Source organism: Citrobacter sp. 50677481 (assembly GCF_001463265.1).
GTDB lineage: Bacteria > Pseudomonadota > Gammaproteobacteria > Enterobacterales > Enterobacteriaceae > Citrobacter_A > Citrobacter_A sedlakii.
Map to the genome: position 1 here is coordinate 110,370 of NZ_LNHZ01000064.1, position 12,662 is coordinate 123,031.

Below are 12,662 nucleotides of genomic sequence, written 5' to 3' on the forward strand. Positions count from 1 at the left end.
ATAAAGCCACGTAAAACCCCTGTCGTCAATTGCTGCGAAATCGGTTCAGCAAACCGATAAATCGCGGCCAATTTACGAAAGTTAATTCCTCGTGGATCAAATAAGCATTACTTATGAAAATGTAAAATAAACGCCGCGATTAACTCAAAAGTGTTAACGCGGCGATGAACATTTAATGCCAGCAAAAGTGATGCACGACCTGAGTGATTAATTCCCGGGTCGGTTTAATAAAACGCGTCTCCAGATATTCATCCGGCTGATGGGCCTGATTAATAGAACCCGGACCGAGGACCAGCGTCGGACACAGCGTTTGAATAAATGGCGCTTCGGTGCAGTAGTTCACCACGTCGGTTTTTTCGCCGAGCAGTTTTTCCACCACTTCAACCAACTGGTGATCCGGGGGACATTCGTAGCCCGGAATAGGCGGATGCAGTTCCGCCACCGTCAGGCGACCCGGCCAACGTTCACTCACCGGAGCCAGCGCTTCGTTCAGTAGGCCGTCAAGATCGCTCAGCGTCATGCCCGGCAAGGGACGGATATCCATGTGCAGCTCACAGCAGGCGCAGATGCGGTTCGAGGCGTCGCCGCCGTGCAGGCTGCCGAGGTTCAGTGTCGGATACGGTACGGTGAACGCGTCATAGTGGTAGCGTTCTTTTAGCGAGTCGCGCAGTTGTATGATGCGGCCTATCGCGTCATGCATCAGCTCAATGGCGTTCACGCCGCGCGCCGGATCGCTGGAGTGACCGGACTGACCGAGCACCCGCACCGCCGTGGAGATATGGCCCTTATGGGCACGAATCGGTTGCAGTGACGTTGGCTCGCCGATGATGGCGCAGTCCGGGCGAATCGATGTATTTTCAGAAAAATAGCGCGCGCCCGCCATGCTGGTTTCTTCATCGGCGGTCGCCAGAATGTACAGCGGTTTTTTCAGCGTCGTCACGTCGACGTCACGCAGGGCGTCGAGAATAAACGCGAAGAAGCCCTTCATGTCCGCGGTTCCCAGACCGTAGAGCTTGTTGTCATGCTCGGTGAGCGTGAAGGGGTCGCGCGTCCAGCGCCCGTCGTCAAACGGCACGGTGTCGGTGTGGCCCGTTAGCAGCAGACCGCCCGCGCCCTGTCCGGAGCTGGCGAGCAGATTGAATTTGTTTCGGGTTCCCGGAACCGGTTGAACCTCCACCTTAAAGCCAAGATCGCTGAACCACCCCGCCAGCAGATTGATTAAAGTCGCGTTGCTCTGGTCCAGCGCTTCTTCGGTGGCGCTGATGGACGGCGTGGCAATCAGGGCGCGGTAAATCTCGATAAATGGCGGTAAGTTCATTTTCATTGTTGACACACCTTAGGTCGTGATAGTATCAATATTCATGCAATAAATGTGAATAAAAATACATTAACGTTGAGCATAAAGGAACCCGATGTTGAATACGCTGATTGTAGGCGCTAGCGGTTATGCGGGCGCAGAGCTTGTAAGCTACGTAAATCGCCACCCTCATATGACCATAACCGCTTTGACCGTCTCAGCGCAAAGCAATGATGCAGGAAAGTTAATTTCCGATTTGCATCCGTGGCTTAAAGGCATTGTCGATCTGCCTTTGCAGCCGATGTCCGACATCAGCGCGTTTACCGACGGTGTGGACGTGGTGTTTTTAGCCACCGCCCACGAAGTCAGCCATGACCTGGCGCCGCAGTTTCTTGCCGCCGGTTGCGTGGTCTTCGACCTTTCCGGCGCGTTTCGGGTGAATGACGCCGGGTTCTATGAAAAATATTATGGCTTTACCCATCAATACCCTGAGCTGCTGGCAACCGCGGTTTATGGTCTGGCGGAATGGAACGCGGAAGCGTTAAAAGAAGCGAACCTGATTGCCGTGCCGGGCTGCTACCCGACGGCGGCGCAACTGTCGTTGAAGCCGTTGATCGATGGCGAACTGCTGGATCTGACCCAATGGCCGGTGATCAATGCCACCAGCGGCGTGAGCGGCGCAGGGCGTAAAGCGGCCCTATCTAACAGTTTCTGCGAAGTGAGCTTACAGCCGTACGGGGTGTTTACCCATCGTCACCAGCCGGAAATCGCCACCCATTTGGGGGCAGACGTGATCTTCACGCCGCATCTGGGCAACTTCCCACGCGGGATCCTTGAAACCATCACCTGCCGCCTGAAGCCGGGCGTGACGCAGGCGCACGTTGCCCAGACCTTGCAGCAGGCGTATCGCGATAAGCCCCTGGTGCGCCTGTATGACAAAGGCGTCCCGGCGCTGAAGAATGTGGTTGGTTTACCATTCTGTGATATCGGTTTTGCCGTACAGGACGAGCATTTGATCCTGGTGGCCACCGAAGATAACTTGTTGAAAGGTGCGGCTGCACAGGCAGTGCAGTGTGCCAATATTCGTTTCGGCTTCGCTGAAGCGCAGTCTCTTATTTAAGGGTGCAATGATGAATCCATTAATTATCAAGCTGGGCGGTGTATTACTGGATAGCGAAGAGGCGCTGGAGCGTCTGTTTACCGCGCTGGTTAACTATCGCGAATCACATCAACGCCCGCTGGTGATTGTTCACGGCGGCGGCTGTGTGGTCGACGAACTGATGAAGGGACTGAACCTGCCGGTCAAAAAGAAAAACGGCCTGCGCGTGACGCCTGCCGACCAGATTGACATCATTACCGGCGCGCTGGCGGGCACGGCGAACAAAACCCTGCTGGCGTGGGCGAAGAAGCATCATATCGCTGCCGTCGGGCTTTATCTGGGTGATGGCGACAGCGTCAACGTCACTCAACTGGATGAAGAATTAGGTCATGTTGGACTGGCGCAGCCGGGATCGCCGGCGTTGATCAACACCCTGTTGGCGGGCGGTTTTCTGCCGGTAGTGAGTTCGATTGGCGTGACGGAAGACGGACAACTGATGAACGTTAACGCTGACCAGGCAGCGACCGCGCTGGCGGCAACGCTGGGCGCGGATCTGATCCTGCTCTCCGATGTGAGCGGTATTCTGGATGGTAAAGGCCAGCGTATTGCCGAAATGACCGCCGCGAAAGCGGAACAACTGATAGATCAGGGCATTATCACCGACGGCATGATCGTTAAAGTGAACGCCGCGCTGGATGCGGCCCGTACGCTCGGCCGCCCGGTGGATATCGCCTCCTGGCGTCATGCGGAGCAACTCCCGGCGCTGTTTAACGGTACGCCGATTGGAACGCGTATTCTGGCGTAATCGATTTACGGTTTTGTAGGCCCGGTAAGCGCAGCGTCGCCGGGCAATGACATTCAAAGATATTAAGGAAGCATGGTATGGCACTTTGGGGTGGGCGTTTTACTCAGGCAGCAGATCAGCGGTTTAAACAGTTCAACGACTCGTTGCGCTTCGACTACCGCCTGGCGGAGCAGGATATTGTGGGTTCTGTCGCCTGGTCCAAAGCGCTGGTCACCGTCGGCGTGTTAACCGCTGACGAGCAGCGTCAGCTTGAAGACGCGCTGACCATTTTGCTGGAAGACGTTCGCGCGAACCCGCAGCAGATCCTGGAAAGCGACGCGGAAGATATCCACAGTTGGGTAGAAGGTAAACTGATCGATAAAGTGGGGCAGTTAGGTAAAAAGCTGCACACCGGACGCAGCCGTAACGATCAGGTCGCCACGGATTTGAAATTGTGGTGTAAAGACACCGTGAGCGAACTGCTCACCGCCAACCGCCAGCTGCAGCGCGCGTTGGTGGAGACGGCAGACCATAATCAGGATGCCGTTATGCCGGGTTACACCCACCTGCAGCGCGCGCAGCCGGTGACGTTTGCTCACTGGTGCCTGGCGTATGTCGAGATGTTGGCGCGGGACGAAAGCCGTCTGCAGGATGCCCTGAAACGTCTGGACGTCAGCCCGCTGGGCTGCGGCGCGCTGGCCGGGACAGCCTATGAGATCGATCGTGAACAGTTGGCAGGCTGGCTGGGCTTTGCCTCGGCGACGCGTAACAGCCTGGACAGCGTGTCCGACCGTGACCACGTGCTGGAGCTGCTGTCCAACGCCTCCATCGGTATGGTGCATCTTTCACGGTTCGCGGAGGACCTGATTTTCTTTAACACCGGCGAGGCGGGCTTCGTTGAGTTGTCCGATCGCGTGACGTCCGGCTCTTCCCTGATGCCGCAGAAGAAAAACCCGGACGCGCTGGAGCTGATCCGCGGTAAATGCGGCCGCGTGCAGGGGGCGCTGACGGGCATGATGATGACGCTGAAAGGCCTGCCGCTGGCGTATAACAAAGACATGCAGGAAGACAAAGAGGGCCTGTTTGACGCGCTCGACACCTGGCTGGACTGCCTGCATATGGCGGCGCTGGTGCTGGATGGCATTCAGGTGAAACGTCCGCGCTGCCAGGACGCGGCGCAGCAGGGGTATGCTAACGCCACTGAGCTGGCGGATTACCTGGTGGCGAAAGGCGTTCCGTTCCGTGAAGCGCACCATATCGTGGGTGAAACAGTGGTTGAGGCGATTCGTCAGGGGAAACCGCTGGAGGATCTGCCGTTGGCGGAGCTGCAGAAATTCAGCAGCGCGATTGGCGACGATGTCTATCCTGTCCTGTCGTTACAGTCATGCCTGGATAAACGTGCGGCGAAGGGCGGCGTTTCTCCGCAGCAGGTGGCGCAGGCCATTAGCTACGCGAAGGCGCGTCTGGCGTAGGGGATCATGTGCCGGATTTATCCGGCAACACGTTTAAGCCTGGCCTTGCGCCGGGCTTTTTTACGCAAAAAAAATGCGGACCACGGGGTCCGCAAAAGTTCACGTTGGCTTTAGTTATTCGGGTTGAGAGAAACTCTCAGAACGGGCAGTGGCTTCAAGGGTTAAACGATACCGCTCCGTTTCTGTGATGTATTATTAATCAGAAAGCTTGATAGGGATAATCGTTCGTTGCTATGCTACCTATCGCCATGAACTATCGTGGCGATGGAGGATGAATAATGAATATTCGCGATCTTGAATATCTGGTGGCATTAGCCGAACACCGCCACTTCCGGCGGGCGGCTGATTCCTGTCATGTCAGTCAGCCAACGCTGAGCGGGCAGATCCGCAAGCTGGAAGATGAGCTGGGCGTGATGCTGCTGGAGCGGACGAGTCGTAAGGTGCTGTTTACGCAGGCAGGTTTGCTACTGGTGGACCAGGCGCGCACCGTGCTGCGTGAGGTCAAAGTGCTCAAGGAGATGGCAAGCCAGCAGGGTGAAACCATGTCTGGCCCCCTGCACATTGGTTTGATCCCAACCGTGGGTCCTTACCTGTTGCCGCATATTATTCCGATGCTGCACCAGACGTTCCCGAAGCTGGAAATGTATCTGCATGAAGCGCAAACCCATCAACTGCTGGCGCAACTGGACAGCGGCAAGCTGGACTGCGTGATCCTGGCGCTGGTGAAAGAGAGTGAAGCGTTTATTGAAGTGCCGCTGTTCGACGAGCCGATGCTGCTGGCCATTTACGAAGATCACCCGTGGGCGAACCGTGACTGCGTACCGATGTCAGATCTGGCGGGTGAGAAACTGCTGATGCTGGAAGATGGCCACTGTCTGCGCGATCAGGCGATGGGCTTCTGCTTTGAAGCGGGCGCCGACGAAGATACCCATTTCCGCGCGACCAGCCTGGAAACGTTGCGTAATATGGTGGCGGCAGGCAGCGGAATTACCTTATTGCCTGCACTGGCGGTACCGCAAGAGCGCAAGCGCGACGGCGTTGTCTATTTGCCGTGTATTAAGCCGGAGCCGCGTCGTACGGTGGGACTGGTATACCGCCCGGGCTCCCCGCTGCGCAGTCGCTATGAGCAACTGGCAGAGGCCATCCGCGGCGCGATGGATGGCCATTTTGACAACGCGTTAAAAAAGGCGGTTTAAGCCGTTTAACGCCGCTACCCGATAGGCTTCCGCCATTGTCGGGTAGTTAAAGGTGGTGTTAACGAAGTATTCAATCGTGTTACCGCCGCCTTTTTGCTCCATAATCGCCTGGCCGATGTGAATAATCTCGGCTGCGCGCTCGCCAAAGCAGTGGATCCCCAGAATTTCTTTTGTTTCCCGATGAAACAGAATCTTCAGCGTGCCGACGTTCATGCCGACGATTTGCGCGCGCGCCAGATGTTTAAACTGGGCGCGACCCACCTCGTAAGGCACCTTCATCGACGTCAACTGCTGCTCGGTTTTCCCTACGGAGCTGATTTCGGGAATGGTGTAAATGCCGGTGGGGATATCTTCGATCAGATGCGCGGTCGCTTCTCCCTTCACCAGCGCCTGGGCGGCGATGCGTCCCTGATCGTAAGCCGCGGAGGCCAGACTTGGATAACCAATCACATCGCCTACCGCATAGACGTGCGGCAGCGCGGTCTGGTACATGCTGTTGACCTTAAGTTGTCCCCGGCTGTCCGTTTCGAGGCCAATATTCTGTAGCGCCAGAGAGTCAGTGTTGCCGGTACGGCCATTGGCGTACAACAGGCAGTCAGCTTTCAGCTTCTTGCCGGACTTGAGGTGCATAATCACCCCGTCATCGCAGCCTTCGATCTTCTCGTATTCTTCATTGTGACGAATCACAACGCCGCTGTTCCAGAAATGGTAAGAGAGGGAGTCTGACATCTCCTGATCGAGAAAAGCCAGCAGGCGATCCCGGGTGTTGATCAGATCAACTTTGACGTCCATACCGCGGAAGATCGACGCATATTCGCAGCCAATCACCCCCGCGCCATAAATAATCACATGGCGAGGTTCATGGTGCAGATTGAGAATGGAGTCGCTGTCATAAATGCGCGGATGGGAGAAGTCGACGTCTGTTGGATGATACGGACGAGAACCGCAGGCGATAATGAATTTCTCTGCGGTCAGGGTTTCAACCGTGCCGTCATGACACTCCAGCGCCAGGGTGTGTTCATCCACAAAATGCGCGTTGCCCTGCAATATTTCGCAGTGGTTACGCTCGTAAAAACCCTGCCGCATACGCGTTTGCTGATTAATCACGTTATCGGCATGGTTGAGAATGTCGGCGAAAGAGGAACGAAGCAGGCGGGAGTGATCGCTATATAAGGGGTTCTGATTGAATTCAATGATACGGCTGACGGCGTGGCGGAGGGCTTTCGACGGGATGGTGCCCCAGTGGGTGCAACCGCCGCCAACGTTATGATAACGTTCGATAACCGCGACGCGGGCTCCTTGCTTAACCAGTCCCATTGCAGCGCCTTCGCCGCCGGGGCCTGAACCTATTACTATGGCATCGTAATCGTAGGAATGTGGCATGGTGTGGCTTACCTGTTCTTATACATAAAAGCAACAGAATAGTAACATCATTGCGTTGATAACCCAATTATCGTTGTGCTCTTTTGCGAAGCCGGAGCACAAACCGCGCGTAAACAATCATTCACAAAGCTGAACAAACAGATTAACTTTGAACTCTGGTATAGTGCCAGACAAGGCATATGGAAGGATTCAGACATCGTGATGGGCGTTAGAGCGCAACAAAAAGAAAAAACCCGGCGTTCGCTGGTAGAGGCCGCATTCAGTCAATTGAGCGCGGAGCGTAGCTTCGCCAGCCTCAGCTTGCGCGAGGTTGCGCGTGAAGCAGGTATCGCGCCCACATCGTTTTATCGCCATTTCCGTGATGTGGATGAACTTGGGCTGACCATGGTCGATGAAAGCGGGCTGATGCTGCGACAGCTCATGCGGCAGGCGCGTCAGCGCATCGCCAAGGGCGGGAGTGTGATCCGCACCTCGGTCTCCACATTTATGGAGTTCATCGGTAACAACCCTAACGCCTTCCGTTTATTATTGCGTGAACGCTCCGGCACTTCCGCCGCATTTCGTGCCGCCGTTGCGCGAGAAATTCAGCATTTTATCGCGGAACTTGCGGACTATCTGGAACTCGAAAACCATATGCCTCGCGCGTTTACTGAAGCGCAAGCCGAAGCCATGGTGACGATCGTCTTCAGTGCGGGCGCCGAGGCGCTGGATGTGGGCGCTGAACAACGCCGACAATTAGAAGAGCGGCTGGTATTGCAACTGCGCATGATTGCGAAAGGAGCGTATTACTGGTATCGCCGTGAACAAGAGAAGATGACCCTCATTCCGGGTAACGTGAAGGAAGAGTAATGAAACAGTCAGTTCAGGATAAAGGTACGCTGCTGCTGGCGCTGATCGCCGGTTTGTCGATCAATGGCACGTTCGCGGCGCTGTTTAGCGCCATCGTGCCGTTTTCTGTTTTCCCGATTATTTCTCTGGTGCTGACGGTGTATTGCCTGCACCAGCGCTATCAAAATCGCACCATGCCTGTGGGGTTGCCGGGTCTGGCTGCGGCCTGTTTTATTCTTGGCGTGCTGCTGTACAGTACCGTCGTGCGCGCGGAGTATCCGGATATCGGCTCCAATTTCTTCCCGGCGGTGCTGTCGGTGATTCTGGTATTCTGGATTGGCGTGAAAATGCGTAACCGCAAGCAGGACATCGCGGAAGAGTAAGACAGGCCGGATGGGGGCATTATTGCTTTATCCGGCGTCTGTTTTACCTGGCGGTGAGTAACACGCCGCACTCCATATGGTGCGTATAGGGGAACTGGTCGAACAACGCCAGACGTTCAACTTTGTGCGTCTGGCTTAACGTTTCCAGATTTTTGCACAGCGTCTCCGGGTTACAGGAGATGTATAAAATACGCGGATACGCCTGCACCATTTTTTCGGTTTCGCTGTCCAGCCCGCTGCGCGGTGGATCGACAAAGATGGTTTCGCACTGATAGCTCTTCAGGTCGATACCCTTCAAACGAGTAAACTCGCGAACGCCGTTCATCGCCTGGGTAAATTCCTCTGCCGCCATGCGGATAATCTGCACGTTCTCAATCTGGTTCGCCGCAATGTTGAATTGCGCCGCGGCGACGGACGGTTTGGCGATCTCGGTCGCCAGTACGCGCTCAAAGTTACGCGCCAGCGCTAAGGAAAAGTTACCGTTGCCGCAGTACAGTTCCAGCAAATCGCCTTTCGAACCTGTCGTGACATCCAGCGCCCATTCCAGCATCTGAATATTCATCGCTGCGTTTGGCTGGGTGAAACTGTTTTCGACCTGACGGTAGATCATCTCTTTGCCCGCCACTGGCAGGCGCTCGTCAATATAATCCTGATCCAGCGCGATTTTGGTTTTGGTCGCCCGGCCAATCAGATGCACGTTCAGATTTTGCGCGCGCAGGGCGTCACGCAGCGCTTCCGCTTCCTGTCGCCACGCATCGTCCAGCTTTTTATGGTACAGCAGCGACACCACTGCCTGATTGCTCATGGTGGTGAGATAGTCAATCTGGAACAGCTTATGGCGCAGGGTAGGATTCGTGCGCACGCCGTCGATCATCGCGGTCATCAACTGGTTGATCAGTTCGCTTGCCGCCGGAAAGCTGTCCACGCGAATCCGGCTTTTGGTCTGTTGATCGAAGATGATGTGATACAAATCATCGCCATCGTGCCAGATGCGGAATTCAGCACGCATACGATAGTGACTGACCGGGGAGCGGAACACTTCCGGAACCAGGCCAGAAAAAGGCGCCATCATACTCTGCAAGCGCACCACTTTTTCGGCGAGCTGCGCGTCATACTGTTCTGTCGGAAGGTGTTCGGGGGTCATGATGCATCCTGAAAAATAAAAGTACGCGGGGATTGTAGGGATTGCTCAACAGATGTCCAGACATTGATGACTTCTCATATTTAACAATCGGTCTGGACAGTATGTTGTTACAGACTGTAGCATCCGTGTGCCGGTCCTGTGAGTTAAAAGGGAATCCAGTGTGAATCTGGAGCTGACGCGCAGCGGTAAGGAAAGGTGAAATGAGAGCGTAAGCAGACACTGCCTGTGGGTGGGAAGTCTTCATTTCTGTTATCCGGATAAAGGATTACCTTCCAAGCCCGAAGACCTGCCGGCTGACGTCGCAACTGGTCTTCATCATCGCGTACTATCGGTGGGACCTGCGGCATCCTTCTTCTATTTATGGATGCTTTATAATGATTAAAAACATATCGCTGCTGACGGCGCTCTCCGTCACGGCCTTTTCTGGTTGGGCACAGGATGCCACGCCTGATACGCTCGTCGTCACGGCAAATCGTTTTCAACAACCCGTCAACACTGTCCTGGCCCCTACGGATATCGTCACTCGTGAAGATATCGACCGCTGGCAGTCCCGCACCGTTCTGGATGTTATGCGCCGTCTGCCGGGCGTGGACGTCGCGCAGAACGGCGGTATGGGACAGAGTTCCTCCCTGTTTGTACGCGGCACTGAAGCGAAACATGTGCTGGTATTGGTGGACGGTATTCCGGTGGCGCGTCCGGGAATTACCAATAACTCCGATATCGATCAAATTCCGGTCTCGCTGGTTCAGCGCATTGAATATATTCGGGGACCGCGCTCGGCGATATATGGCTCAGGGGCGATTGGCGGTGTGGTAAATATCATCACCATGGCGGGTGATGAGCGCGCGCAAATTAACGCGGGCGTCGGTTCGAACAGTTACCAACAGTATGACGGCACATGGCGTCAGCGTTTCGGTGATACGGTGTTGACGGCAGCGGGTGCTTACCAATCCACCAAAGGCTTCGACGTGCAGCCGCGCTCCAGCTATAGCGGCGACGGCGATCGCGACGGTTACCGTAACAAACTGTTCTGGGGCGGCGTCGAACATAAATTTAACGATAATTTTGATGGCTACTTCCGCGGCTACGGCTATGCCAGCAATGCCGATTATGACCAGGGCAACTGGGGATACGACGGCGGAAACGATGAGCATCAGAATTACACCCAGTCATGGGATACCGGGCTGCGTTTCAATTCCGGGATCTACTCGTCACAACTGGTGGCCAACTACCAGCGCATTAAGGACTACAACTACAGCAGTCAGACCGGGCGCTACGCTACGGGATACACCCTGGATGATATGGAACAGCGCTATATCCAGTGGGGAAATAACGTGATCGTCGGTCATGGCGCGGTCAGCGCGGGGGTTGACTGGAAGCAGGAAAAACTGATGTCCTTTGGCGCTTCCGGAACCGACAACTACAAGCGCGATAACACCGGGCTTTATCTGACCGGGCAGCAGCAGATCGACAGCGTGACCCTGGAAGCGTCGGGTCGTGAAGATCATGACGATCAGTTTGGCTGGCACGGCACCTGGCAAACGGCAGCCGGCTGGCAGTTTATCGACAATTATAAAGTGACGCTTTCCTACGGTACGGGTTTCCTCGCGCCTTCGCTTGGTCAGCAGTTTGGCGCTGAGCGCTTTGGTATCGCGTCCAACCCGAATCTGAAACCGGAAGAGTCTAAACAGTGGGAAGCCGGATTAGAGGGGGGTGACCGGACCGCTGGACTGGCGTTTGTCGACCTATCATTACAAAATCCAGAACCTGATCGATTACAACAATAACACCTACTTCAACGTGAAGTCCGCGACCATTAAAGGCCTGGAGTGGACAGGTAATATCACGACGGGGCCGGTCGATCATCGCGTAACGTTACAATATGTTGACCCGCGCGATGATGAAACCGATCAGCGGCTCTACCGGCGTGCAAAACAGCAGGTGAAGTATGAGCTGAGTGGCGAGGTGTATGACCTGGGATGGGATGTGACGTACCAATACATTGGCGAGCGCTATGATTATGATTACGATAATTCCCGTAAGATAAAAATGGGCGGGCTGAGCGTGTGGGATATCGGACTTTCATATCCTGTCACCTCACACCTCACAGTTCGTGGTAAAATAGCCAACCTGTTCGATAAAGATTACGAGACAGTTTATGGCTACCAAACTGCAGGACGGGAATACACCTTGTCTGGCAGCTACACCTTCTGATCCACGCCCCACCGTGCTGGTTTTTGATTCCGGTGTCGGTGGGTTGTCGGTCTATGACGAGATTCGGCGCCTCCTGCCGGATCTCCACTATATATACGCTTTCGATAACGTCGCTTTTCCTTATGGAGAGAAAAGCGAAGAGTTTATTGTTGAGCGCGTCGTCGAGATAGTGACCGCCGTTCAGCAGCGCTATCCCCTTTCTCTGGCGGTGATTGCCTGCAATACGGCCAGTACCGTCTCGCTTCCCGCGCTGCGTGAGAAATTTGCTTTTCCCGTGGTGGGGGTCGTTCCGGCCATTAAACCGGCGGCGCGCTTAACGGCCAATGGCATTGTGGGGCTGCTGGCGACGCGCGGTACCGTAAAACGGCCCTATACCCATGAGCTGATCGCGCGTTTTGCTAATGAATGCCAGATCGCGATGCTGGGTTCTGCTGAGCTGGTGGAACTGGCTGAAGCGAAACTGCACGGTGAGCCTGTTCCGCTGGAGGAACTGCAGCGGATCCTGCGTCCCTGGCTGCGTATGCCAGAGCCTCCCGACACGGTAGTGCTCGGCTGTACGCACTTCCCATTACTAAAAGAAGAACTCCTGCGCGTTTTGCCGGAAGGGACGCGGCTGGTGGACTCCGGTGCGGCGATTGCACGGCGCACTGCCTGGCTACTGGAGCATGAAGCGCCGGATGCGAAATCGACGGACGCGAATGTTGCTTATTGCATGGCGCTGACAGCAGAGACTGAACAACTTTTACCCGTTTTACAGCGTTATGGCTTTGAGTCGCTTGAAAAACTGTCGGTTTAACGCCAATTTGGGTAAATATCAGGCAGTCGAAAAATTATTTTAAATTTCCTCTTGTCAGCCCGAAAT

The 12,662-nt window shown here is 55.2% G+C and carries 10 protein-coding genes, 1 pseudogene and 1 riboswitch; of the genes and pseudogenes, 8 read left to right on the top strand and 3 right to left on the bottom strand.

Annotated elements, in window-relative coordinates; translation table 11 throughout:
- Positions 1-172 precede the first annotated feature (172 nt).
- Positions 173-1,324 carry an acetylornithine deacetylase gene (gene argE / locus APU02_RS19800; RefSeq protein ID WP_060571017.1) on the bottom strand — a complete coding sequence of 384 codons (1,152 nt, stop codon included), beginning with the start codon at positions 1,322-1,324 and terminating at the stop codon, positions 173-175.
- A gap of 88 nt (positions 1,325-1,412) precedes the next feature.
- Here argE and argC point away from each other — a divergent pair, with 88 nt between their 5' ends.
- From argC to oxyR, 4 genes are all read left to right on the top strand, one after another.
- Positions 1,413-2,417 carry an N-acetyl-gamma-glutamyl-phosphate reductase gene (gene argC / locus APU02_RS19805; protein WP_060571018.1) on the top strand — a complete coding sequence of 335 codons (1,005 nt, stop codon included), beginning with the start codon at positions 1,413-1,415 and terminating at the stop codon, positions 2,415-2,417.
- A gap of 7 nt (positions 2,418-2,424) precedes the next feature.
- A complete protein-coding gene (gene argB, locus APU02_RS19810; RefSeq protein WP_120714924.1) occupies positions 2,425-3,201 on the top strand; it encodes an acetylglutamate kinase in 777 nt (258 codons plus the stop codon).
- Positions 3,202-3,278: 77 nt separating this feature from the next.
- The gene (argH, locus tag APU02_RS19815; RefSeq protein ID WP_060571019.1) at positions 3,279-4,652 is read left to right on the top strand and encodes an argininosuccinate lyase; all 1,374 of its coding nucleotides are present in this window, start codon (positions 3,279-3,281) and stop codon (positions 4,650-4,652) included.
- A 278-nt stretch (positions 4,653-4,930) separates the two neighbouring features.
- On the top strand, positions 4,931-5,848 hold the full coding sequence (gene oxyR / locus APU02_RS19820) for a DNA-binding transcriptional regulator OxyR (RefSeq protein ID WP_042292657.1): 918 nt from the start codon (positions 4,931-4,933) through the stop codon (positions 5,846-5,848).
- Here oxyR and sthA read toward each other — a convergent pair.
- Entirely contained in the window at positions 5,831-7,231 is a 1,401-nt protein-coding gene (gene sthA, locus APU02_RS19825) for a Si-specific NAD(P)(+) transhydrogenase (protein ID WP_042292659.1), read from the bottom strand. The two genes, oxyR and sthA, sit on opposite strands and share 18 nt — an antisense overlap.
- A gap of 198 nt (positions 7,232-7,429) precedes the next feature.
- Between sthA and fabR the strand changes: the two genes are divergently transcribed.
- Positions 7,430-8,080, top strand: a complete 651-nt coding sequence (gene fabR / locus APU02_RS19830) for an HTH-type transcriptional repressor FabR (RefSeq protein WP_060571020.1) — start codon at positions 7,430-7,432, stop codon at positions 8,078-8,080.
- Positions 8,080-8,442 carry a YijD family membrane protein gene (locus tag APU02_RS19835; protein ID WP_060571021.1) on the top strand — a complete coding sequence of 121 codons (363 nt, stop codon included), beginning with the start codon at positions 8,080-8,082 and terminating at the stop codon, positions 8,440-8,442. The genes fabR and APU02_RS19835 overlap by 1 nt, the downstream gene beginning before the upstream one ends.
- 43 nt (positions 8,443-8,485) lie before the next feature.
- Here the strand turns inward: APU02_RS19835 and trmA are convergent, their stop codons facing one another.
- Positions 8,486-9,586 carry a tRNA (uridine(54)-C5)-methyltransferase TrmA gene (gene trmA, locus APU02_RS19840; protein WP_042292668.1) on the bottom strand — a complete coding sequence of 367 codons (1,101 nt, stop codon included), beginning with the start codon at positions 9,584-9,586 and terminating at the stop codon, positions 8,486-8,488.
- 114 nt (positions 9,587-9,700) lie between these two features.
- A riboswitch (cobalamin riboswitch) is annotated at positions 9,701-9,895 on the top strand.
- Positions 9,896-9,960: 65 nt separating this feature from the next.
- On the opposite strand from trmA, the pseudogene btuB reads away from it, so the two are divergent.
- Together btuB and murI are read left to right on the top strand one after the other, a co-directional pair.
- Positions 9,961-11,800 (top strand): annotated as a pseudogene (gene btuB / locus APU02_RS19845) (TonB-dependent vitamin B12 receptor BtuB).
- Complete coding sequence (murI, locus tag APU02_RS19850; protein WP_042292674.1) at positions 11,745-12,596, top strand: glutamate racemase; 852 nt, start codon at positions 11,745-11,747, stop codon at positions 12,594-12,596. Before btuB ends, murI begins: the two are co-directional and overlap by 56 nt.
- Positions 12,597-12,662: the final 66 nt, after the last annotated feature.